Consider the following 22,034-nt stretch of genomic DNA (forward strand, 5'->3'; position numbering starts at 1 on the left):
TACAACCGTAGGTCTCGCAATCATGGACGGGGGCTGTTGAATCTCCCCCGATGTAATACTGTTGTTAATTTTTATTCCTCGTCTGGATATAGCTATGTGTTAGAGTTCGAGGAGGAGGTAGAACTCGAAGAAGAGGAAACTAAGGAATATGAAGGCGAGGCAATAGAAGAGGGGAGGGTAAAGGGCGTCGTCTCTAATACAGTGCCGCCCTCCATCGTTTTAGCCGTTGTATATGATGGATCTGAGGGTAAGGCACTAGTGAAGTTTTACGATCCAATAGGCGATGTTATATATTACTGGTATGATAAAACGGGACATAAACCCTATCTTATAACTAACAAGACACCAGAAGAGATAGCTGAGAAATTTCCCGAAGTTTTACGTCATCCGGGCTTCAGTCACCTTGACGTAGAGGAGAAATATAATGCTCTATATGATAAAAAAATCTTGGTAACTAAAGTATACGCCAAAGACCCGCTTTCTATCGGCGGCGGCAAAAATTCGCTAAGAGATATCCTAGGAGAAACATGGGAATCTAGAATAAAGTACCACCATAGCTATCTCTTTGATAGAAACGTCATACCAGGAATGTGGTATCAGACAAACGGCAACGGATTAACTCCCGTAGAGATTGTAATTCCGCCTGAGGTAAGACAAACACTGAGTAGCGTTTTCAAGCCAGAACATGCAAAAGTTGCAGAAGAGTGGATACCACTTTTCCAAGCGCCTGTACCACACATAAGGAGAGTAGCAATAGACGTAGAAGTTTACACACCTCAAGAAAATAAGATCCCAGATCCAAAGGAGGCTGAGTATGAGATTATTTCTGTGGCATTAGTAGGAAGCGACGGGCTTAAACGTGTACTAATGCTGAAAAGACCTGAAATTGAGGCTGAGCTCAAATATAGACCTGATTACGAGATACTATTTTTCGACAGCGAGTATGAGCTGATTAGAGAAGTATTTAAGACCATAGTACAATATCCAATCGTAATAACATTCAACGGCGACAACTTCGATTTACCATATCTGTATAATAGAGCTATTGCACTCGGCATACCAAGAGAAGAAATACCCATAACTGTGAAAAGAGATTACGTCAGCGTGGCTCCCGGCGTTCATATAGACATGTATAAATTCTTTGCAATAAAGGCTATAGAGGCTTATGCATTTGGCGGCGTCTATAGAGGCGAGAGAGGGCTTGATGGAATAGCTTATGCAATACTCGGCGTGGGCAAGGTGGAAAGACAGAAAAACGTGTCTAGAATGGGGTACTGGGAACTTGCAGAGTATAACTACAGAGACGCTTTAATCACTCTCTATTTCACTCTATACAACAGCGAAATGGTCATGAAGCTGATAATGTTATTATCCAGAATCGCTAAAATGCCTATAGAGGATATAACAAGATCTCAAGTATCTGCTTGGATTCGGAATATGCTCTATTATGAACACAGAAAAAGGGGATGGCTTATCCCCAATAAGGAGGATATCTTAAAGGAGAAGGGGGCTGTTCACACCAAGGCGATTATTAAGGGAAAGAAATATGCAGGAGCTGTAGTCTTAGACCCGCCCCTAGGCATATTTTTCAACGTCTACGTCTTAGACTTCGCCTCTCTATATCCATCTATCATAAGCAAATGGAACTTATCTTACGAAACTGTAAACTGTCGCCAAGATGCCGAAAAACCAATCCCAGAACTTCCTCATACAGTATGTCGCGATAGGCCAGGGCTTACAAGCACGCTAGTTGGAATCTTGAGAGATCTCAGAGTCCATGTATATAAGAAACTTGCGAAAACCGCATCTTCTCCTATCGAGAGACAGTTATATGATGTAGTTCAAAGCGCAATGAAGGTTTTCATAAACGCATCATACGGCGTCTTTGGCGCTGAGACGTTTCCGCTATATTGTCCGCCAGTCGCTGAATTAACAACAGCGTTAGCGAGGTATATAATGACAAGTACAGTTCTTAAGGCAATAGAGCTAGGGCTAATCCCGGTCTATGGTGATACAGACTCGCTATTTCTATGGAATGTTACTGAAGATAAGATTAAAGAGTTGATAAAACATGCAGAAGAAATCGGCATAGATATCGAGCTTGACAAAGTATACAAGTTTGTTATGTTTAGCGGCAGAAAGAAAAACTACCTTGGCATAACAAATGATGGAAGCGTTATAGTCAAAGGCATTGTTGCTAAAAAGCGTAACGCTCCACCTTTTGTAAAAGAGCTTGTTGAAGACATTATAAATAACTTGAAAAATATAAATAGTGTAGATGATATAATTAAAGTGAGAGATATAATTATAGCAATGGTGAAAGAAGCCGAAACAAAGATTAGGGAGAAGAGAATAACACTAGATAAGCTAGGTATAAAGATGGTATTAAGCAAAAACTTATCTGAATACACTAAGAATAGGCCTCAGCATGTAAAAGCCGCTGAGCAACTATTAAAGTACGGAATACAGATAGGCAAAGGCGACGCTATAATTCTAATCAAGACTAAGGATTCTGTCGGCGTTAAACCTATACAACTTGCACGGATAGATGAGATAGATGAAAAGAAGTACTTAGAGTACATAAGCACTTCTCTCGAACAAATTCTAGAGGCTATGGGAGTCTCTATCGAAGAGCTAAGAGGCGCAACACGTTTACTCTAGCTCCTCCTCTTCAACGCCAGATAAGCCTGTTAAGACGCCTTTTAAAACTTCCTCTGTTGTAACATCGTCAATATATGGAAACACCACCGTGGCATTATCAACTTGAAGACTCTCTCCAGCCCATCTGGCCTCGTAAAAAATTTCATATATTGGCAACGTCACTTCAACTCTATCCTCTATCCTTTTAGGCGAATACTTCCTAACCTTCTCCAAAAGCTCTTTAGCTAATGGCGCTGGATATGATACTGAGTAGAAATCCCTTAGAATTATGAAATCGGAGCTCGTAGGATTCCAAGACTTTAATAACTCCACAGCTATCTCCTTCACCGCCTCTGTTACATCTTTATTCACCACCTCTTTGCTTACTACAGAGTTTTTCGAAATCTTTGCAACGACACTCATTGTCTCTCTCCCTTCTAGGTTATTTAAACTTTCTAAAAACGGTTAAACCACGGTATAACGCTGCAATATTGACCAACGACACATATACATAGAGCAAGTATTTCGTATAATAATGAGCAACCTCAATAAAGAGCGCTGTTAAAAAGAGGTAAGCTACACGCTCTCCACGTTCCATAAAGCCAATCCCCCTAACCTCTACGCCAAGCGTTTCACCTCTACATCTGGCGTAGCTAATTGCAAATGTGCCAACTAGGCCAATGTATAGCATCAGAAGATCTAGGTACGGTATAAAATACAAAAGATATGCCGCATCTGAGTACCTATCTAGAAATGAATCTAAGAATGCGCCTTTTTTTGTCACAGTGCCTCTACTTCTAGCTACTGCTCCATCTAGGCCATCTAAGAGCCCTGATACCAATATAAAAAGCCAAGGCGGGCAGTTAAAAAGCAACACAAGCGGCACACCACCCCATGCAACTAGCGCAGAAGCTATAGTCAATATATTTGGGTCAAGCGGTATAAACCTGCCTATTCTGTCTAAGTTTATGAACCTTCTTAGTTTTTCGGAAACCATAGCAAATAAATCTTGTTATTTTTGAAGTTGAGAAATTAAATATGCCACATATGCTGCGGCTTGCCAAGACATATATGGGACAGGCCCCAGCGATATCCATACAGCGTGTTTTGATAATATCTCTTCATCCTCTTGCGAAAGACCATCGTGATCGCCAAAGATATAAAGCCCGTCTGACGTAAGAGCAATTTCAGACACATCTATTCCCCTTTCATGTAAATAATAGACGTGTCTAAACCGCCCAACTATAGTCTTTAGATCGCTTTTAAAACTTGGTAACGAGAGGAGCCAGCTGGCCACCGCATGCGTACGGTCGGAGGGGTAAGACGTGACGCGATATGTCGTTCCTTCACATAACATAATATATACCTCGCGTGCACCGCCACGTAGAGACTCTACGAGAAAGTCTATAAGTACGTCAAATCTATTCTTAACAAGATTATGTAGATCTACGGACCAAGGACAAGCTACGTCGCTCTTTATTAAAAAACTCAAATGACCTGTTGTAATGGCACTTTTTTCTTTCTCTCCTCTCGAGGTCTTACCTTGATTATACCAAAGAATACTGCGCAGTTAATGCAGTAAGTCTTGGTAACTAGATAACGTGGGATTATCGCGCCCTGTTTTTCCAATTCTCTGGCTAAGTCTGGTGGCACAGGGGAGTAAGGAACTGTTAATCTAACGGCTTTAGATCTCGGCATAATTTTCCCACAGTTATCACAATATACATATGGCTCCCGTCCCTTATCGCCCTTTTTACGACCTCTATTTTTCCTCTTTTTAGGCACAACGCCTTTACTTAAGTAATTTTTAAATTTTTGCCTATTACCCCCTTTGCAGTACCCAACCCTCTAGACACATATACATTGCAAGGTCTAGGACGTTTGATCCCTCCTTGATGAGACGCCATGGTATCTTCACCTTTAGCGTTCTGTAGACGTACATGTGAAGCATATATGGAGAGGGTGAATTTCTGTTAGTGAAGAGTACATGCGACAAGCCAAAAGTTTTTAGTGTTGACTACAATTAGGCGTAGTCGCCCCCATAAATTAGCTTACGCGATGAACCAACCCCATTCTTCTGCCATAACCTGACGTTTAGCTACCCTTAATGTTAGGTTATATTTTCTACGTCGGCATGATCTACGTGACAATTCAGACTCTCAAGCACTTTTCAACACGTCTCTTTCACACTTTGTCTTCTGAGTCTATAAGACCATGAACCGACCGACGGTATACGTGGCCATCGGCACGGGATTTGGCAAAACCGCCGTCACTCTGTCTGTGGATTTTGGGTGAACCCGCTCTTCGCCGATGCGCCTTGACTCGCCGTCGTTGCCAACGTCTTCATGGCCGTGGTAGTGCTTGATTTAAGCGGTAGGGCCGCGGCGACGATACTCGGCACACATCTTGACAATGACGTCAATCTTTGCCGCCAGTAAAGCGGTCGTCACAAGCGTACTAATTCTCTTCGGCAGTCTGTCTCTCGAGTCGGCTTATCTCCTTGTGGAGTCTCCTTAACTCTTTGGCTATTGACGCATCTGGAAGTCTCAACCGTTTGACGATTCTGCCGTCCACGATGAGTCCCGCCGTAACGCCGTGGTCAAGACGGTTCATATCAACGGCGACAATTGCCTTGGGCTCCACCGGCATCGCTTCGCGGGCGAATACAAGCGCTACATACAACCTTCCGTAAGTCGACCCCCTCTTGCCCCTCCGCCTCTCTACGCCCAAGAACGCCAACTTCAATTTGGCGCCCTCTTCTAGTCTCTCCCTTATCCACTCGACGGTCTTTCTCCTGAGACGGACGGCAAATGTGCTCTGCAACCTCCGCACTTTGAGGACGCCGCTCTTTAGGTCGACAAAGACCGCTCTGCCCATGTCTCTTTCGTTTTCCACTCTCAGTTGGGCGTTTAACGGAACCGCCCTGTAGAACACCACATCGCGCCAGAACACCTTGGCTTGATTTACGAAATACTTCTTGAGTCTATGCTGTCTGTTGGGGTATAGACGACGTTGGTAAGCTTAGGTTAGGCCTAGTACCGCTCCGAAAGTCTAAGCCAAAACTCGGCACGTTTTTCTTTACATGCTAGGTCACGCATATCAAAACCGCCTATTGAGGGGTCTGTATCCATAGGAATGCCAAGCGCATCCGCACCTACGAGCTCTTGCAACTTAACTCCACACTCATCGTCACCACTCCAGGGGACTTCTACAACCTTGCCCTCTCTAATGGCGTTTTTTGCATCTTCGACTTTCTCCACTTTAACTAATCTATTTCTTAGATCTTCCCAAGCCCTCTTTCGTAAATTGTCTTCTACGACGCTCATAAGTTGTTTGACCGCATCTACCAGCTCTCCAAGCGATACGGCGTATTTCTCTAGCGTATCTCTCCTGGTTACAACAACTTGTCTCTTTTCTATATCCCGCCTACCGACCTCTATGCGTAAAGGCACACCTTTTAACTCCCAGTAGTAAAACTTCCATCCAGGTGTTTTATCTCGTCTATCGTCAATATGTACACGGATACCTACGTCTCTCAACATCCTGTATACTTCGTCTACAAATTTCATAACCGTTGGCATCTCTTCTTCTCCGTAGAATATAGGCACTATAACTACTTGTATAGGCGCCAATTTTGGAGGCAATGTAGTACCTCCATCGTCGCCATGTGTTATAAGCATGGCGGCAATACTTCTCTCTGAAATACCGTAGGAGGTTGTGTGGGCAAGCTTTCTCGTGCCATCTATATCTAGATACGTAACTTCGAAAACTTTGGTAAAGTTTACGCCAAGGTAATGTACAGTGCCTATTTGTAAAGTTCTACCATCAGGCAGAATAGTGTCAAATGCTATTGTATATTCAGCACCAGCAAATTTATCCCAGTCGGGTCTCTTATTTATCATATATGCTAGACACATTTCGTCAAAAATCCTCTTATAGATCTCCACAGCCTCCCGAATCTGTCTCTCGGCATCTTCTCTAGTTGCGTGTACAGTATGAGCCTCTTTAAACATGCTAATCTCCCTTAGGCGAATCATGGGGTGTGTCATTTTTGTTTCCGCTCTAAATACACTAACTATTTGATACAACCGGAGAGGTAGATCTTTATAGTCTTGTATCCATAGCTTCACCATAGGCATAATTGCAGTTTCTGAGGTGGGCCTCAGGATTAATCTCTCGCCACCTTCGCCGCCTTTTGAAACCCAAAAAACCTCCTTTTCAAATCCTCTTATGTGTTGCGACTCTTTGCTGAAAAACTCATAGGGTATAAAAACAGGAAATAACACTTCTTCGTGTCCTGTTTCATCGTGAATACGCCTTATCAAGTTCTCCACGTTACGCCTTAATTTCATACCATAAGGACGCCATACGTAAGCCCCCTTAACCGGATATCTTACATCATACAGCTCCGCTTCTCTTAAAAGCCAATGGAACCATTCTATTAAATTTGTTTTAAGTTTATCCTTTGTATATGGTTTAGCCTCTCTTAAAAGTTCCATAGCGCTTCTTACAGAGAGCTAATAAAAAGATTTAACCCCGAAGTATCTATCGCTATATCGAAACCAAGAAGTCGCACTTCTTTGAAGGCGTTAAGCTTTTCTAGCTGTAATAATCCACCCGGTGTGGACAACATCAAAAGTCTCAGGCCTTAGCTCGCCTACAACAGATTTCCAACGACGTAGAAGTACCTCTTCAATAGAAATGTTGTAGAAGTTATATGTCTTAAGCATCTCAACGGTTTTTGACATGTGCTCAATAGTCGTAGAGAAGACGGCCAACGTACCCCCTGACTTTAGAACTTCTACGGCTTTTTCAATAACGTTCCAAGGATCCCCCATGTCTAATATTACGGCGTCTACTTTCATAGAGCCAAAGCCGCTTTTAACAACGTCTCTTAATTGTAAATCAACATATAGATCAAGCCCCACACTCTTTATATTTTTTATAGCGACTCTTATGTGATCGATTCTTTTTTCAAAACTATAGACAATCCCCCAGGGTCTCACATACCAAGCCAATACGGCGGTTAAAAAGCCGGAACCTGTTCCAGCTTCTACTACTCTAGATCCCGGACCTATGGCTGTAGCTTTTACAATGTATATAGCGTCTTTTGGATATATTGCCTGGGCTTTAATACGGAATCTATGTTCAATTATGTCAAATATAGTCGCAGGAATAGCCCTAAACTTCGCTCCTAATGTAGATGTTACTACTGTACCATATGGCGCACCTATTAGCGTATCTGTGTCGATATATCCTCTAATAGTTTGGAGTAAGCCGCTACCGACTTTTGCCACAATTTTGTAATTTCTGTCTTCCTCTATTAACAGCGTCCAATCGTTTTTCTTAAACACTAAAAGGTATATCGACTTTATTTAAAATCTAGCGATGATATACCACTTCTTAAAGTACCGCATTACTGTAAATATATCCCTATCTCTTCTAACTGAGACAGCTCTATAACTGGTTAATAGTATATCGCCTTCTTCATAACCGGCAACCGAGGCGACTACAGCAAGAGGAATAATAACGTCTCTAGCCACTTTATATATTGGCTCATGACCGTTCTTTTTTAAAGCTAAACATAGTTGATAAAGTTCTGGCAGTACCTCTGTCAACAAGTCACATTTAGGGATCCCACCTAATCTGATGCCTAAAATAGAGTTTGTAAAAACGTTCAGATTGTCGCCGGCAATTCTTACAACAAGATACGAAAACAACTCCGGTGGTATTACTTTTATAAGGCGGCGTCTTAATAAACTACGCGGAGGAATAACCGAAGATCCAATTATGGCTAAGTATGCGAACTCCGCAGCTAAGCCTCTTAGTATACGTCTTATTTTTATATCAAGTGTGTAAAGCACGACTATAGACATCGTATAAAATATATAGACGATAGATAGGCGTTAACGTGAGTAAACGTCGTCTGAAAAATTTTAAAATACAGCCGGTTAAGGAAAGCGGGGCCCGTAGCTCAGTCAGGATAGAGCGGCGGAGGACCCGGCTAGGTCCGTCGTGCCTCCTAAGCCGTAGGTCGTGGGTTCAAATCCCACCGGGCCCGCTCTACCTTTCAACATAGCGGCCAGATGCTCTTATTCTGCTTACCTCACTTTCCACAACGCTTGACCTAACACCCATCTCCTCTCTATATCCACTCCAAAAGAGTGATTTAAATTCCTCAGATTTTGCACCGTAAAGCTCTAACGTCCTTAATAATACATTTATGTCTCTCGCCATCAATATGGCTGTTTTACGAGTCCACCCCCTCCTCGTCTCGCCCAGGCCAAAGTCTATGAAGTAAAGCTCTCCCTTTGAAAGAATTATATTTGTGGGCGCAAGATCGCCATGTATCAACCCAGCTTTATGCATCTTGCCGATATATATGCCTACATCTTTCAGGTACTTATGCTCGCCTCTGCTTAGTAAATCGCGAAGGCTCTCGCCTTCTACATATTCCATTAGTATAGTTGTTTTCTCAGGATCAAAAAAATATACCGCAGGAACCCTTACGCCTATTACGTGGGCTATGTACATATTGCGAACTTCGTTAATTGTTCTTCTCCTCCTTATGAGATAGTCAAGTGTATGATCTCTATACGCCTTGGGCTTTCTCCATTTTAACACCGCCTTTATTCCGAACCAATCGACAAGGTATATTTCGGCTTCTGCACCTTTCGCAATCAGAATCACAAAGTCACGAGTTTAATAATTTAAATGTGCATACAGAGTTGAGAGATGTATTGGATCTTTTATAGACCTGACGCAATATCCATATGGGAAAGCGCTGTTATAAGGGAAAGGCTTGCATGGTACTCTTCGGTAATGCGTAATAAGGCGCCTGCTAAATATCATATAGCAGCCAGGCTTGAGGCTCCACAGGATTATACCGAAATGAATGAAGAAGAACTTTGGAAACTCCACAATGAATTAGGGCGTGTTTTTGATGAGGAGTTAAGTCGCCAGAGAGAGCGGCCGGACCCATCTCTTATAAAAAAGACACTACCGCCCGCATCGTTTCTTGACGTAAAAATAGAACTTGCTAAAAGACAGCTAAAGCATTGTATGCTCTGTGAGAGAAGATGCGGTATAGATAGAACCACAAAGAAAGGCGCTTGTCTTCTAGATTACAAACCCCGGGTTGCAAGCTTCTTTCTCCACCTGGGCGAAGAAGCCCCATTGGTGCCTTCGGGCACAATCTTCTTCACAGGGTGCAACTTCCGTTGTGTATATTGCCAAAACTGGGATATTTCACAATATCCAGAAGCCGGAGTGGAAGTTACAGCAGAAGCCTTAGCTGCTATACAAGTAAGGCTAAGAGAGGAGGGAGCCAAAAATATAAATTGGGTTGGCGGAGAGCCTACTCCTAACATACCGTATATTCTGGAATCTATGAAGATTCTGGCAACCAAAGGAGTCAATGTACCTCAGCTCTGGAATTCAAACATGTATATGACACCGGAGGGTCTTTCTCTTGTTCTCCACGTAATTGACATATGGCTTCCCGACTTTAAATACGGTAATAACATGTGTGCTATGCGCTATTCGGTAGCTCCTAGATATTGGGAAGTGATTACTAAAAACTTTTCTGTTATATGTAGGCGGCGGGAGGATATAATAGTTAGACATCTAGTCCTCCCAGGCCATCTTGATTGTTGTACAAAACCAGTATTAAAGTGGCTGGCAGAAAACTGCCGCCACGCCCTTGTAAACATAATGGATCAATACAGGCCAGAATATCTCGTATCTAAGCTGGATAAATATAGGGAGATTAGAAGAAGAGTTTCAGAAAGAGAAATGGAGGAGGCCTATAGATATGCCGATTCATTGGGTCTAACATGGAGAGAGGTCAGCAGATAACTGCCCTCCCTACCCTTGGGGTGAAGTTCGCTGTGAGTATCTCAGCTAATATCTTTCGTCAAGGTTGACGAGCGGACATTTTGGCTATCCGCCTCAGTACTAAATGGCGGGATTTCTTCTTGCCCACGCCTTCACTAACAGCACATGTCTCCGACACGGGCATGGGCCGACGACCACAGCTCCCCCAAAGACAGAGCCCCTTCGACAAGCAGGGCATATCTGTATTTAGATATCCTCTTCTCTGCCACAAGATTATATTAGAACCCCGCCTTAAGGGGTGAGACTCTCGGTTGTAAGTCTCGTTAACTAGGCTTACTAAACATATAGATTCTAGCAGAACGCGTAGCGTCATATTTTACCTCAACTCTGCCTGTGAGTATAAAAGTCGCCGGTATATACGGGCTCTCTTCTATTTTTCTCCTCATTTGCGGCTCGCTAAGCGCATTACGCCAAGCATCGTGTATTTTAGCCGGAGGCACAAGTTTTAGCGCTCTCTCAAGAAGTTTGACCGTCGTTTTGATACATCTCCCCTGGGGACAGTCTTGCCCAGAAGCCAAAACTTTTACAGCATAATACACCATAGGTATTGTTAAGCCAAGATCAACAACAGGGTCTTTAAAAACTATTGTCGAGCGGTTTTTAAACTGTGACACGAGACGCCACATTAATTGGGAAACTGTATCTGGATCGTCTACGTCAAATATATTACTTCTCAGGATTTTGTCTGCTATATCTTCTTCATCGTCTCCCTCCACCCTAAGGGCTCTAAGTTTTGTTAATATGTCGAAATAACGTCCGTCTCTGCCGCCTCCTAAAACTTTTGAACTCACTAATTCTATCGGCTTGCCAGTTGTAAGAAGTTTCTCTAACCATTCAGCTTTTGTACAGGCGTACACAGCTATTGAAGTAGATGTCCCAACAATGACAGATCTCACAAGAGGGGGGCCGGCAATCCAACACTCCCTCCCGCCCACGAATTTATACAACGATGTGTATAATCTTGGCGCGTATCTCACCTCAGCACCAAAGTTGTCTATAGCTTCTAAAACCGCCACTTTGTTAAACACAGGTCCTGACGTCACCACGGCTAGTTTTACTTGTTGAGCAAGTGACAACACTCCAAGACCTCCCAATGGCGAAGATACCGCCAAGATCTGTTTAGGTTTTATAGATTCTATACACTCAGCGATAGATGCGCAGATCATAGTTACGCAAATGAAAGTGTTTTAAAAGCTATAGAACTCAGAGCTTACATCGTTTTTTTAGCTAGATACTGAGCATAAATTGGACATCCGTTACCTCCGTTGTTGCAATATCTTTCTAGTTGCGTTTTTCTAATACGCCATTCTTCAGGCGGCATTAAAATACACCGAAGGCCGTCGGCTGTCGATCGATACATAGGACAGCGCATATTCTAGGCACACAGTGAAGATTTTAATATCTTCACGACATGTAGATAAATCATATTTTATGTTCATCTATGCAACTCCTTATACAAAGTTTTTGCTATGGGGTCTTGGGTATTGTTTCTTGACGGGGTTGAGCATTGTGACAACGTATTAAGCATGTCATTACCCAGTCTCTTCGCCGACTTTGAAGTAAGAAATGCAACTGAGAAAAACCCCTACTCCCCGCCCTAGAGGATACAACCTTTATTTGTATTTTTATACATTCACATTTTAGCAATTGTGGAATGCGACGTTATTCTTGATTATCTTAGAGAGCGTGGTATAAGCGGAAGTAGAAAAAACTCGGAGCTCGTCATAGCCCCCGTCGGATCTCTTCAGTTAGGCTTTTGGTGCCCCCGTGACGATTTTCCAAATATTGACGACATAGAGGATGCCAAAAGGGTTTTGGGTTTGGATAACCTAGACGTGTTAATAGTAGTATCTTACAGACCTTATGTATTAATAGACTTCTTGAATTCGCTCATAGAGAGAGCAAACCGTTGGTATGGTCTTCAGTTTAACGTAAAACTTCTCGGCGTCAGTTCCGTTGAACTTGAAACAGGGCTTGAAGATGCCCTAGGCCGCGCCTTTGTGGAAAAACCTCATAAACTCTCCCCCGGGGTTAAAAGCGAATACATATGTCCACAATGCGGCAAAGATCCCCTCTACCTCTACAGAGAAGAGAGATATTTCTCTAGGAAGTACCGTGGAAGAGTTGTTGAGAGAATATATGCATGTATATCTTGCGGATTCAGGACAAGGAAGATCGATCTAATAGACTAGAGAGGTTTTGCGTCTCTATCTATCAACCTAATGACGCTCCTTAGAATCTTCGGCAACTCGCTTTTTTTAACTCTCTGGCTTATAACCGCGACAGCCGCCCCCCTATGTCCCCCTCCAGTTCCCACAGACCTTGCTAGACTTGCTACATCAAACTTATTAGATCTCATAATGATATGGACTCCGTCGTCCTTTAGCGAAGCCACAAGGGCGATGTCACAGCCGACAGAAATTAAAAGCGATGCTAGATCTGCCTCATAAGCTCCGACATGCGATATACAAATAATGCCAATAGACGATTCATATATCTCTAGACGTTGCATGCCTTTTAATAATGCTATAATACGGTGCCTCTCGCCCACGTTCTCCTCACTCCCACCTATAACGTCATAGAGTGTGCCCCCTGTTTTTTCAAGTAGATATGACAATATTTGTAAAGTTTTGGCATCTGCTCTCTTTAACTTTCCAGTATCTGTATAGATGCCCAATATGGCCAGCTTGGCAATATCAGGAGTTATCTCTACGCCTGCCTCCTTTGCCAATTCCAAGGCAATTTCGGTACAACTAGGCCTGTCTATTAAAATCCCTGGAATATCATCGCCAAGATAGTGGTGGTCCACTCTGATAATTCTCTTATCAAGCGGGGGCACTTGGCTTAGTGAGGCTACGTCAGCTAAGATGTACACGTCTACATCGCGAGGCGGCTCCTCCATACAGTCTCCTAGCGGCGAGCCCTCTGGACATACTATAGCAACAACTTTCACACCAAGTTTTGTAAGCACAAGCTCTAACACTCTGGCACAAGCTAGGGCATCGGCGTCTGCCCTCTTATGGGTTACAATGGCTACCTTTTCTGCGTCATTTAATAACTCCTTTAATCTCTCCAACATTTTGCAACCTCCCTGTGTTCTATAGGCCACCCCTTTTCCCTTATAAGGTCTGCAATACAGACGCCGAGCTCTGCCGCTTCGTCGGCAACTCTTTGTAAATACGTTTCATCAACCAACACACTTGCGTCTATATCTACATCAACTTCTACGCCATTCTCCGAGAAAGAAACTGAGACAACTACTTGTTTAACGGCCCTCCCCAATTTCTTCTCTATATACCTAACAACCTCTGAAGATATAAACTCGACTTCATCCATTTACTTATCCCCCGCCCTTCGCCGTTTCCACACTCCCTTTTAATCTGCTTAGTTCTTTGTTTATCTCCTCTCTCAGTTTTTCTATCTGTTCTCTCAACAAAGACTCTTGCCTAGCCAGAGTCTTAGTATGCAACTCTAACAACTCTTTTCTCTCCCTAAGCTCTTGTAAAGCGGCATCTCTATTTTGGGGGATGAGGAAGTTACCTACGCTTTTGTATATCTTGGCATCTTGCGGAAGCTTCTCGATCTCTGTAAGCGCTTTTTCGACCTCTCTAAGCTCAGCCTCATATTGTTGTTTTCTTAGAAGAACGTTTTGTAACTGGGCTTGCACTTGGTTAAACCTGTTAACTAAGTCTTGTAGAGATGGGGGTATTTGCGCCATCAGCTTTAAGACTGCATCTACTATATAAACATTATCTAAAAACGGCGACAGACTCGGCTATATACATGGCACGGAAGATTGTATGTACTAACGATCTCAGACTAGAAGCGTCTGCTGCCTCCGCTACAATTTTTCCGTCTTTTACATAAAGACAGCCTCTGGGGAAGCGAACTTCTTTTTCTAGTATTTCAAAAATTTCCAGAATAAATATATCATTATTTATATCTATTTCTAATTTATACACGTACATACCTATATATGATTTTATTTATTCTAAAAAGAGGGGCCCGTGGGCCTAGATCTTCGCCTAGAAACTCAACTATGTAACCGTCACCGTGTCTAACTAAAATTATAGTGTCAAAACGCCCTCTGACAATATCGAGGTCATAAAGCAGGGGGTATTGAAAAATTTCGACGAAAATATCGCCGAGTTCTCCCTTCGTTAAATCCACAATTGCCGCAGTTTTTGCACGGGGTCTTCTAGCAATAAAAACTGGAAAATCTTCTCTAGTTTTTACTCCTGATATTTTAAGTATATAAGGCTTCCAATTTCTAATTGTTATGTCGTAAAATAATAAAGCCGATGGCATACCTCTTCTATCCCATATAAACATTATGTAACGTGCTCCACAAGCTACAGCCTCCTCTAAAATAGCAAAGAGAGACTTTTTACCTCTGACGATCTTCTCAGAGCCAGGCAGTGAGTAGACTAAGTCGTTGACTATTTCACGCGTTTTTTTAGAGGGGTTACGCGATGTTGTTATGACAACACGACACACCACAATTGCCTTAACCTATTTGCCGGCCTCCCTCCAGCGTGCTTTCTGAATCTCTACTTCTTTCAACTCCTCTGGTGTTAACGTCTTGCCCATTACTGTCTGAGGAACCCACGCTCCACCAGCAAAAGTAAATCCGCATTTAGGACATTGCCAAATTCCAAAGGCAAGTCTCTTGAGTCTTACTAACGATCTGCAGCTAGGACATCTGTGTTTACCTCTTTGCTTTATCTCTATTGCGGTGATCTTACGTCTAAGTCCCATGCCATATCTAGCGCCATATCTCCCCGCAGGGCCTACAATCTTTGTATGACTAAAGGGCATAAAGTCCGTAGATAAGATACTTTAAAAAACTTTTATAGTCTACACCCCTAAGACCCATCTCACTGCTGTAATAAGTTGCTCTTTGCCTTTCCAAGCTAACTCTAACGCCATCTCTAGTTCTTGCGAAGTAAACGTCCCTATTGTCTTCTGAACAGCCACTATACGATCCTCCGATATTGTAAATGTAATCCGCCCATCTAAGCTTAACTCCTCTTCAAAAGTTGGGTCTAGAAACAGGACCCCTCCTATTTTACCAACTGAGACCGCAATAGGGGCCTTACTTACCTCAATAGGTAAAGGCGTTTTATTACTGCGATCTAGTTTTACACCTTGTTCGTCTTTTACGACTACAGGTAGTTGAGTATCTTTTAATGCAGCAACGGCGGCAAGATTTGCCGCATCTATTAAATTTCCATCGTCGTTAATAACATAAAGGTCAACCCAGAGAACATACGCTTTACCTCCCTCTACGACCAATTTCTTGAAATCTACATAGCCACAGTGTCTAATACCGCGGTCAATTACTCTGGCAAGCTCTATTGCAAACTCATCAGGGGGACCCACCTCAGTATAAGGCGATGCATGAGGCAAAACTTCTGCATTTACTACTAACACACCCTCATCTGGTGCATCTGGAAACGGTTGTCCAAGACTCACTTTGACGCCAGCTACAACATGTGTTTTTCCAAGTTTTACCTCGGCAGAGCCATCTGCTGTTTTAATAACACTAGTCTTAATTTCGATATTTCTAATTCTCTCGGGTTCTCTCCCATCTATTCTATATTTAGTCGCTAACAGTTTCCTAATCTGTTCTTTTCTTAGATAGGAGATAAAGCGTTTTCCATATGGTGAAATAGACGCCATAATTACCTCCCGTAGATATCCTCAGCTATTGTCATATATTTGCTCTTTAGCGCGTCACGAGCTTTTTGATATACAAACTCGGCACCTTTAATAGCAAGGTTAAGAGCCTCTAAAAACTTGTCTCTTGTCCAAGCTCCATCTAATTGGAGTAGGGTGAACCTCTTTAAGTTCGGCATATAGCCCACGGGGAGGTCTCCCTCGCCATACTGATCCTCGAGACCATTTAAATCGAGTACTACCGCGCCATCTACAAGCCCCACAGACACTCCTATTACGAGATCTCTCATATACACACCAGCATCTGCAAGAGCTAGCGACGCAGCAGTAAGCGAGGCAACTCGTGTAGAGCCGTCTGCTTGAAGAATTTCGATAAAGACATCTATCCTAGACCTAGGGTATTGCTCTAATACGACCGCGGGTTCCAAGGCTTCTCTCAAGATTTTACTAATCTCAATCTCTCGTCTAGTTGGTGTTGGGCTCTTACGTTCATCTTTTGTACTAAACGGCGCCATGTGATATCTAACACGCATCACTCCTCTATCTGGTAAAGAAAGATGTCGTGGATGCATTTCTCTAGGCCCGTATACGGCGGCCACAGCAGTAGTTGCGCCGTAGGAGACCATAGCAGAACCATCCGCGTTACTGACAATACCAACTGTAATGTTTACCTCCCTCATTTGGTCAGGAGCTCTTCCATCAGCTCTTACACCGTTTTGAAACAATGGCACAGGAGGTTTCTTCATAAGACGCCTTATTATTAAAATTACTTATAGTTTTCGGACTCTAGGTCTTGCCCGTCTTCCACTTCTCTATCTCTGTTTTTATTCTATCTGTGAGCCCCATCACATGGCTCTCGGCCTCTATCTTCTTAACTAGGCTAGCTAGAAATACTTCGTCTTTTACATCTTTACACCTAATCCAAATTCTGCCGTTTTGACCTACGATGATGTCACAACCCAACTCCATTAATGTGTTTAACATGCTTCCTTTTTTCCCAATTACACGGGGAACTTTCACAGGGGATATCTCTATAACCGTTCCACGCTCTACCTTTCCCACTTTCTCCTCTTTCAAGGTAAGTATGATAGGGTATTCATCTGTTAAATCCACATCCTTAACTTTTGCTATTATTACATCTCCGATATTGAGAAAAGTTGTGAGCGGCGTGGTCTCTAAGTCGACATGTTTATGCAACGCCTCGCTAACAGGGAGATATGCCGGCATAAATGACCTCACATCGACCTCCCAACCTGTAGCTAACACATCTGTGACATACCCCACGACTAAATCTCCTTTTTTAGGCCTGTATGTGCCCTCTAATGGAACTATGACCACAACATCCTCTCTAAATTCCACAAGACCTACAACAAGGCTTCTATATTTGCCGTTGTCTAAGTACACCGGCCCTTCTACTCTACTCTCTGCAGTGGCTACAACATCGCCCGGAAATACTAACTGGCGGGGAACTACGAGATGCATTAGTACACAATTTCTAGTATTCTAATATCGGCATCACCATGAGTAATATCATTGACTTTAGAAATTAACGCATCTTGTAGACCTGCAGGCAACTCCAATACAGCTTCCCATGATCCATCTGGTCTATATCTCTCGTTTACTATCTTCGCCATTTTTACAACCAAACCCTTTACTCTTTGGGCATAAGTAGACGAAACGGAAAGAGAAATACGTGCAGTAGCTATCTTAATAGGGATAATCCTCTGGATTTCTTTTAAAATCTCCTGTACTTGCTCCTCAGCTGGTTTGAAAGGATCTATAGACACTCTGGCTTGTTCTATAGCGTTTTCAACTCTCTGAGGAGGCACAGGAGTCCTCGTCCTAACATCAATACAATTGCGTGAAATCCACTCGATAATCTGTCTCTTCTTATCTTCAATAAGTTTCCTCCTCTGCTCCGCCGTAAGAGGTATTTCACCTTCCTTTATGATGATCTCAGCGATTTTTCTTATATCGGTAGTGCCAAAAACTTTTTTCAAAGACTGCTCCGACGCGCGAAGACCTTTTTTTGCGTCTTTGTATATCTCCTCGTGGACAAGTATTTTATCTATCCCCAGGGGCTTCCCCAACTTTAGCTCTAGCGCGGCATCTGGGTCTACTAGGATTTCAAAATGCTCGCCGCCTCTGTCAAGTTTTGCAACCGCCACCTTCTTCGTCATCACCCACATCTCCCAAAGGTATTAAAAATTTATCTACACTCTTTACGAGATGCAATTGGCTATTTCCACGATCTTTGTGGCAACATCTATGGCGTCTATGCCAAAAACGTAAGCGTTTGGCTCTATCCCACGACCTCCTGAATCATAAATGACGTCGAATACTTCTCTACGAAATACTGAAACAACGTTAGATATTATTTCCTCCTCGCTATTGCTAGGCCCTACCTCTGCTACATTTAGTTTATTTTTAATACATTCCTTAGCCACGTATGCGATATTTGCAACCGCCTTGATCTCGCCGTGTATTTTATTCACCTCTTGTAATAGAGCTGTCAAAAATCGTGAAGCACCCGGCTTAGGCTTCCCCCTCACCATTAGTTGAGTTCCTTCTACATATATTCTACCTGGAAATCCAACTCCGACTCCTAGGTCTAGTTCTATTATATTCATTAAAACCTTTGGCACCAACTTGTAGCAGTTATTACACCTACGCAAAATCTCGAAAGCAGTTTCTACTCTTTTTACAACCTCGGTGTATATATGGATATCTTTACAAATCTCACAGCTTTGTAACATTGGGTGCATTACTCTATGTAATTGACATAATCTAAGTGTTGAAAGTAGAGTTAACGCATAGTTGTTGAGATAACGTAGTGCTTCTTCCACACTTCCCAACTCGACCAAACTCTTTGTGGATCTTATCAATCTCCCCAGTTCTCTCCTGTCTATTATCTTAAGAAGTTTTTCTTCGTAATATGTCTTCGGGTTTTTGAGATATGCACTGACAGCAGGTTGCGAAATACCTAAGAGTTGCCCTATTTTGCTTTGTGAGTATCCCATTTCGGCTAGTTCGTGTGCCAACAAGCCTTTTAAAGGCGCTATGAAGACCTCGACTACGAATTCGACAGGTATCATAAAGCATATTTAATTACTTAATTTTAGAGTTTAGGCAGATGGTAGATTACGTAGAAGTAGGAATTGGAGATTCAAAAGTCTCGGTTAGGCTCGTAGATGTAACTTTCGTCACAGGAGTGGGGAAATCGACATTTCTTGAGGTGTTGTATAGAGTAATTTCAAATATTGGTAAAAAGATACCTAAGATAAGAGAAAGTTGGAGCTTTTATGCTCAAAGTGGAGACATCTCCTATTCAATAGTTGTTAACAAATGGAGAGTTAGACAAACTATATCTGTAAAGGGAGAGGATATAGTATTTGAATATATTCCGTCAAAGCCCCTACATAGGTTAATAAAGCCTATAGAAGTAACTATCGCAGAGGCAGATGTCATAATCCCCAATATTAAAACGGAGGAACACCTATCTATTGTGGCTGAGGAGGATATAAATAGATTCAACAGTCTCCTGGCCACGGCCAGGAAGAGCTTAGGCGTTAAAATACAGATGTTAGGGCCCTACATAAGCCCCAAATCTCTCGTAGACGCTAATGCACGCGTAAATACGCTAGATCGCTATGCCAGGAATTTGGCAGGAGTTTTATCATATTTAGCTCTTTATAGACCATCTGCATACGACTCTATAAGGGCTAGTCTCAAGAGAGTGGGGGTTTCTCTCTCAGTAGGCTTGGCCAAACCTGGTAAAATAGGCGCATTTGTTATCTCTAAGGGCTTGAAAATGCCTTTATCTAAAGCGCCATGTTCTATAAAAAGTCTGCTTGCTCTTACTACAGCATTAGAAATTAAACCAAATATCTTGTTAATAGATAATTTTGACTACTGTATGACGCGTAAAACTGCAGAAACTATAGCAATGATGCTTAGACAAAAACCTACAAGAGTTGTAGCAGAAATACACAATGAGGGAATTGTAGATTGGTTCGATATTCCCAACAAATCTGTTGTAGAGGTAATGTTATGATCTCCTTCCTGCCCTAAAGGACAGAATTTTCAGTTGTAAACGTGTTGTAAACGTTTACACAATAGCCTTTCTTAACTCTTCAATTACCTTTATCACTTCGTAGAGCTCTTCAATTTCCTTCTTTGCCATTTGCTCAGCCTCTTCTAAGACCTCGAGCGATTGTCCCCCAACCTCAAACTCGTAAATGACGTAGTTAATTATTGACCTAGCCCCCACGCCCTCTAGCTCTTGGGCCATTTTTCGAAGTTTTGTAGTTAACTCAAGCGGCAACCTCTCCATGTGGCTTATATTGACTTAGGTTTTTAACGCTTCTCTTAAAGACATTAGAAAATTTCTCATATCCCCTACAGCATATGTCTTTCCCCTCACTTCTAAATATATAGTATCGTCTCCATGTGAAATTTTCAAAATTCCTCTATATGCTTGTTGTTTATCCAGCTTTAAATATAGTCGTGTTTCCTCTACTCCTGTCAACATAAGCGTAAATTCGACATCGTCGAGTCTCACCAAGATGGACTTCAACGCCTCTAAAGCCTCACATTCGTATAGCCTTATCTCTACTATCTGTATCACATTGCCATAGTGCCCTCTTACATTTTTTACAACATAGCGTCCCCTTATTACGTTTTCTAGCGCATGTAGGACTTTCTCAGGATCTTCTGTGGCGTGTATGTATACACGTGCATAAAGGAGGGAAATTGGGCAAGACATGGATCTAATATGACATACTTAAAAATGAGTATATCGAGCTAGTAACATGAGCACTTATATTATTCAAATCGACAATATACACATAGAGTGCGATATGGAGTACGGCGTAAGTAAGGACATTGTATGTAAAGTAGTTGGGGTTTCACATGAGTGTTTAGATGACACAATAAGAAAGATAGGGCTTGAAGATTATGTAAAAGTGGAGGATAACACGCTCTATATATTAACGTCAATATTTAAGACAGGTAAGACACCCGGAGAGGTAATAAAGGAAATAGCTATGTTGTCACGTTTCTGCTAGGTCTTCTTAGGTAGTTTTGTCAATAAAGTAGCAATTTCGTCTTGTGTCATTTTCCGTATTTTTCTCTCCTCAATTGTGGCATATGCAACTTCGATATTGTTGCTATCGGAAATCTCTACGGCGGAGGCCAAGGCTTTAGTTGCAAGCTCTATGCACTCTCTGATATCAATGTCGAATTTATAGTTCTTTTCTAGGTATTCCGAAATTGTGCCGGCATCTGAACCTATTGCTGTAGCAAAATAGCCGATGTAAACTCCTGAAGGATCTGTCTGAAATAGACGGGCGCCATGTCTATCAACTCCGGCAATTAATAACGCGACACCAAAAGGCCTAGCTCCACCGAATTGTGTATATTGTTGCTTTAAGTTACATATAGCCTTTGTGAGAAGCTCTACGTCGATAGGCTCATCATAGATGAACCTGTGGCTTAACGCCACATCGCGAGCGTAGTCTATTAAAATTCTGGCATCTGCCAGAAGTCCTGAGGGAGAAGCAGCTACATGTTCATCGATAAGATAAATTTTCTCTAAGGAAGATGGGTCAAACAGAGCGGATATTTTTCTCTTTTCTGCAACTAATACAACGCCGCCTCTACACTTTACGCCGACGGTAGGCCAACCTCTTTTAACAGCCTCTCCGGCGTATTCTACTTGATATATTTTTCCCTCAGGTGAGAATATAGTTATTGCTCTATCGTAACCCGCCATGGCAGGTGGGAACATGATACGGCCAAGTTGCGTCTTTAAATACATT

At 42.4% G+C, this 22,034-nt stretch carries 32 protein-coding genes and 1 tRNA gene; 7 read left to right on the forward strand and 26 right to left on the reverse strand.

Going from position 1 to position 22,034, the window contains the following annotated elements; translation table 11 throughout:
- Positions 1–96 precede the first annotated feature (96 nt).
- The gene (locus tag ACZ49R_RS05135) at positions 97–2,661 is read left to right on the forward strand and encodes a DNA-directed DNA polymerase I (RefSeq protein WP_464734000.1); all 2,565 of its coding nucleotides are present in this window, start codon (positions 97–99) and stop codon (positions 2,659–2,661) included.
- Here ACZ49R_RS05135 and ACZ49R_RS05140 read toward each other — a convergent pair.
- The 9 genes from ACZ49R_RS05140 to ACZ49R_RS05180 form a co-directional block, all read right to left on the reverse strand.
- Entirely contained in the window at positions 2,653–3,063 is a 411-nt protein-coding gene (locus tag ACZ49R_RS05140; protein WP_011762569.1) for a DUF2286 domain-containing protein, read from the reverse strand. The genes ACZ49R_RS05135 and ACZ49R_RS05140 overlap by 9 nt on opposite strands.
- Before the next feature lie 19 nt (positions 3,064–3,082).
- Positions 3,083–3,637, reverse strand: coding sequence for a CDP-alcohol phosphatidyltransferase family protein (locus tag ACZ49R_RS05145; protein WP_464734001.1), 555 nt, complete (start codon positions 3,635–3,637; stop codon positions 3,083–3,085).
- Between the two features lie 15 nt (positions 3,638–3,652).
- Entirely contained in the window at positions 3,653–4,132 is a 480-nt protein-coding gene (locus tag ACZ49R_RS05150) for a tRNA (pseudouridine-N1)-methyltransferase (protein WP_464734002.1), read from the reverse strand.
- Positions 4,129–4,425 carry a 30S ribosomal protein S26e gene (locus ACZ49R_RS05155; RefSeq protein ID WP_011762572.1) on the reverse strand — a complete coding sequence of 99 codons (297 nt, stop codon included), beginning with the start codon at positions 4,423–4,425 and terminating at the stop codon, positions 4,129–4,131. Before ACZ49R_RS05155 ends, ACZ49R_RS05150 begins: the two co-directional genes overlap by 4 nt.
- A gap of 484 nt (positions 4,426–4,909) precedes the next feature.
- Positions 4,910–5,041 (reverse strand): hypothetical protein, encoded by a 132-nt coding sequence (locus tag ACZ49R_RS05160; RefSeq protein ID WP_464734003.1) that lies wholly within the window; start codon positions 5,039–5,041, stop codon positions 4,910–4,912.
- Positions 5,042–5,097: 56 nt separating this feature from the next.
- A complete protein-coding gene (locus ACZ49R_RS05165) occupies positions 5,098–5,577 on the reverse strand; it encodes a hypothetical protein (RefSeq protein ID WP_464734004.1) in 480 nt (159 codons plus the stop codon).
- 95 nt (positions 5,578–5,672) lie between these two features.
- Positions 5,673–7,139 (reverse strand): proline--tRNA ligase, encoded by a 1,467-nt coding sequence (gene proS, locus ACZ49R_RS05170; protein ID WP_464734005.1) that lies wholly within the window; start codon positions 7,137–7,139, stop codon positions 5,673–5,675.
- A 90-nt stretch (positions 7,140–7,229) separates the two neighbouring features.
- A complete protein-coding gene (locus tag ACZ49R_RS05175; protein ID WP_464734006.1) occupies positions 7,230–7,994 on the reverse strand; it encodes a tRNA (adenine-N1)-methyltransferase in 765 nt (254 codons plus the stop codon).
- A 21-nt stretch (positions 7,995–8,015) separates the two neighbouring features.
- Positions 8,016–8,516, reverse strand: a complete 501-nt coding sequence (locus tag ACZ49R_RS05180; protein WP_464734007.1) for a hypothetical protein — start codon at positions 8,514–8,516, stop codon at positions 8,016–8,018.
- A gap of 87 nt (positions 8,517–8,603) precedes the next feature.
- Between ACZ49R_RS05180 and ACZ49R_RS05185 the strand changes: the two genes are divergently transcribed.
- Positions 8,604–8,701 (forward strand) — tRNA-Arg (locus ACZ49R_RS05185).
- 2 nt (positions 8,702–8,703) lie between these two features.
- Here ACZ49R_RS05185 and ACZ49R_RS05190 read toward each other — a convergent pair.
- The gene (locus ACZ49R_RS05190; protein ID WP_011762577.1) at positions 8,704–9,330 is read right to left on the reverse strand and encodes a KEOPS complex kinase/ATPase Bud32; all 627 of its coding nucleotides are present in this window, start codon (positions 9,328–9,330) and stop codon (positions 8,704–8,706) included.
- Positions 9,331–9,375: 45 nt separating this feature from the next.
- Here ACZ49R_RS05190 and ACZ49R_RS05195 point away from each other — a divergent pair, with 45 nt between their 5' ends.
- Positions 9,376–10,497: a radical SAM protein gene (locus ACZ49R_RS05195; RefSeq protein ID WP_464734008.1), complete on the forward strand. Its 1,122-nt coding sequence runs from the start codon at positions 9,376–9,378 to the stop codon at positions 10,495–10,497.
- A 302-nt stretch (positions 10,498–10,799) separates the two neighbouring features.
- Here the strand turns inward: ACZ49R_RS05195 and ACZ49R_RS05200 are convergent, their stop codons facing one another.
- Both ACZ49R_RS05200 and ACZ49R_RS05205 read right to left on the reverse strand, forming a co-directional pair.
- Positions 10,800–11,702, reverse strand: a complete 903-nt coding sequence (locus tag ACZ49R_RS05200) for a hypothetical protein (RefSeq protein WP_464734009.1) — start codon at positions 11,700–11,702, stop codon at positions 10,800–10,802.
- Positions 11,703–11,746: 44 nt separating this feature from the next.
- Complete coding sequence (locus ACZ49R_RS05205; RefSeq protein ID WP_245218467.1) at positions 11,747–11,908, reverse strand: metal-binding protein; 162 nt, start codon at positions 11,906–11,908, stop codon at positions 11,747–11,749.
- A gap of 97 nt (positions 11,909–12,005) precedes the next feature.
- Between ACZ49R_RS05205 and ACZ49R_RS05210 the strand changes: the two genes are divergently transcribed.
- Positions 12,006–12,137, forward strand: coding sequence for a hypothetical protein (locus ACZ49R_RS05210; protein ID WP_280531785.1), 132 nt, complete (start codon positions 12,006–12,008; stop codon positions 12,135–12,137).
- A 48-nt stretch (positions 12,138–12,185) separates the two neighbouring features.
- Positions 12,186–12,728, forward strand: a complete 543-nt coding sequence (locus tag ACZ49R_RS05215) for a hypothetical protein (RefSeq protein WP_464734010.1) — start codon at positions 12,186–12,188, stop codon at positions 12,726–12,728.
- Here ACZ49R_RS05215 and ACZ49R_RS05220 read toward each other — a convergent pair.
- The 11 genes from ACZ49R_RS05220 to ACZ49R_RS05270 are packed head-to-tail and all read right to left on the reverse strand — an operon-like array spanning position 12,725 to position 19,310.
- Positions 12,725–13,615, reverse strand: coding sequence for a DHH family phosphoesterase (locus tag ACZ49R_RS05220; RefSeq protein WP_464734011.1), 891 nt, complete (start codon positions 13,613–13,615; stop codon positions 12,725–12,727). The genes ACZ49R_RS05215 and ACZ49R_RS05220 overlap by 4 nt on opposite strands.
- A complete protein-coding gene (locus ACZ49R_RS05225) occupies positions 13,600–13,872 on the reverse strand; it encodes a hypothetical protein (protein WP_011762582.1) in 273 nt (90 codons plus the stop codon). The genes ACZ49R_RS05220 and ACZ49R_RS05225 overlap by 16 nt, the downstream gene beginning before the upstream one ends.
- A gap of 4 nt (positions 13,873–13,876) precedes the next feature.
- Positions 13,877–14,254 (reverse strand): prefoldin subunit beta, encoded by a 378-nt coding sequence (locus ACZ49R_RS05230; RefSeq protein WP_464734012.1) that lies wholly within the window; start codon positions 14,252–14,254, stop codon positions 13,877–13,879.
- Between the two features lie 31 nt (positions 14,255–14,285).
- Positions 14,286–14,504 carry a hypothetical protein gene (locus tag ACZ49R_RS05235; protein WP_464734013.1) on the reverse strand — a complete coding sequence of 73 codons (219 nt, stop codon included), beginning with the start codon at positions 14,502–14,504 and terminating at the stop codon, positions 14,286–14,288.
- Positions 14,491–15,036, reverse strand: coding sequence for a ribosomal biogenesis protein (locus ACZ49R_RS05240; protein WP_464734014.1), 546 nt, complete (start codon positions 15,034–15,036; stop codon positions 14,491–14,493). The genes ACZ49R_RS05235 and ACZ49R_RS05240 overlap by 14 nt, the downstream gene beginning before the upstream one ends.
- A gap of 12 nt (positions 15,037–15,048) precedes the next feature.
- Complete coding sequence (locus ACZ49R_RS05245; protein WP_464734015.1) at positions 15,049–15,354, reverse strand: 50S ribosomal protein L37ae; 306 nt, start codon at positions 15,352–15,354, stop codon at positions 15,049–15,051.
- 39 nt (positions 15,355–15,393) lie between these two features.
- Entirely contained in the window at positions 15,394–16,218 is an 825-nt protein-coding gene (rrp42, locus tag ACZ49R_RS05250) for an exosome complex protein Rrp42 (RefSeq protein WP_464734016.1), read from the reverse strand.
- A gap of 2 nt (positions 16,219–16,220) precedes the next feature.
- On the reverse strand, positions 16,221–16,961 hold the full coding sequence (gene rrp41, locus ACZ49R_RS05255) for an exosome complex exonuclease Rrp41 (protein WP_011762588.1): 741 nt from the start codon (positions 16,959–16,961) through the stop codon (positions 16,221–16,223).
- A 40-nt stretch (positions 16,962–17,001) separates the two neighbouring features.
- Positions 17,002–17,697, reverse strand: a complete 696-nt coding sequence (gene rrp4 / locus ACZ49R_RS05260; RefSeq protein ID WP_464734017.1) for an exosome complex RNA-binding protein Rrp4 — start codon at positions 17,695–17,697, stop codon at positions 17,002–17,004.
- The gene (locus ACZ49R_RS05265; RefSeq protein WP_464734018.1) at positions 17,697–18,395 is read right to left on the reverse strand and encodes a ribosome assembly factor SBDS; all 699 of its coding nucleotides are present in this window, start codon (positions 18,393–18,395) and stop codon (positions 17,697–17,699) included. Before ACZ49R_RS05265 ends, rrp4 begins: the two co-directional genes overlap by 1 nt.
- A 42-nt stretch (positions 18,396–18,437) precedes the next feature.
- Positions 18,438–19,310, reverse strand: coding sequence for a thiamine-phosphate synthase family protein (locus ACZ49R_RS05270; RefSeq protein WP_464734019.1), 873 nt, complete (start codon positions 19,308–19,310; stop codon positions 18,438–18,440).
- A gap of 38 nt (positions 19,311–19,348) precedes the next feature.
- Here ACZ49R_RS05270 and ACZ49R_RS05275 point away from each other — a divergent pair, with 38 nt between their 5' ends.
- A complete protein-coding gene (locus tag ACZ49R_RS05275; RefSeq protein WP_464734020.1) occupies positions 19,349–20,269 on the forward strand; it encodes a hypothetical protein in 921 nt (306 codons plus the stop codon).
- A 54-nt stretch (positions 20,270–20,323) separates the two neighbouring features.
- On the opposite strand, the gene ACZ49R_RS05280 is transcribed toward ACZ49R_RS05275, so the two are convergent.
- Positions 20,324–20,548, reverse strand: a complete 225-nt coding sequence (locus ACZ49R_RS05280; protein WP_011762593.1) for a hypothetical protein — start codon at positions 20,546–20,548, stop codon at positions 20,324–20,326.
- Positions 20,549–20,563: 15 nt separating this feature from the next.
- Positions 20,564–20,980: an RNA-binding domain-containing protein gene (locus ACZ49R_RS05285; RefSeq protein WP_464734021.1), complete on the reverse strand. Its 417-nt coding sequence runs from the start codon at positions 20,978–20,980 to the stop codon at positions 20,564–20,566.
- Between the two features lie 46 nt (positions 20,981–21,026).
- Here ACZ49R_RS05285 and ACZ49R_RS05290 point away from each other — a divergent pair, with 46 nt between their 5' ends.
- Positions 21,027–21,281 carry a hypothetical protein gene (locus ACZ49R_RS05290; protein WP_464734022.1) on the forward strand — a complete coding sequence of 85 codons (255 nt, stop codon included), beginning with the start codon at positions 21,027–21,029 and terminating at the stop codon, positions 21,279–21,281.
- Here ACZ49R_RS05290 and psmA read toward each other — a convergent pair.
- Positions 21,278–22,006: an archaeal proteasome endopeptidase complex subunit alpha gene (gene psmA, locus ACZ49R_RS05295; RefSeq protein ID WP_464734099.1), complete on the reverse strand. Its 729-nt coding sequence runs from the start codon at positions 22,004–22,006 to the stop codon at positions 21,278–21,280. The two genes, ACZ49R_RS05290 and psmA, sit on opposite strands and share 4 nt — an antisense overlap.
- Positions 22,007–22,034: the final 28 nt, after the last annotated feature.

This window comes from Pyrobaculum organotrophum, from assembly GCF_055384425.1.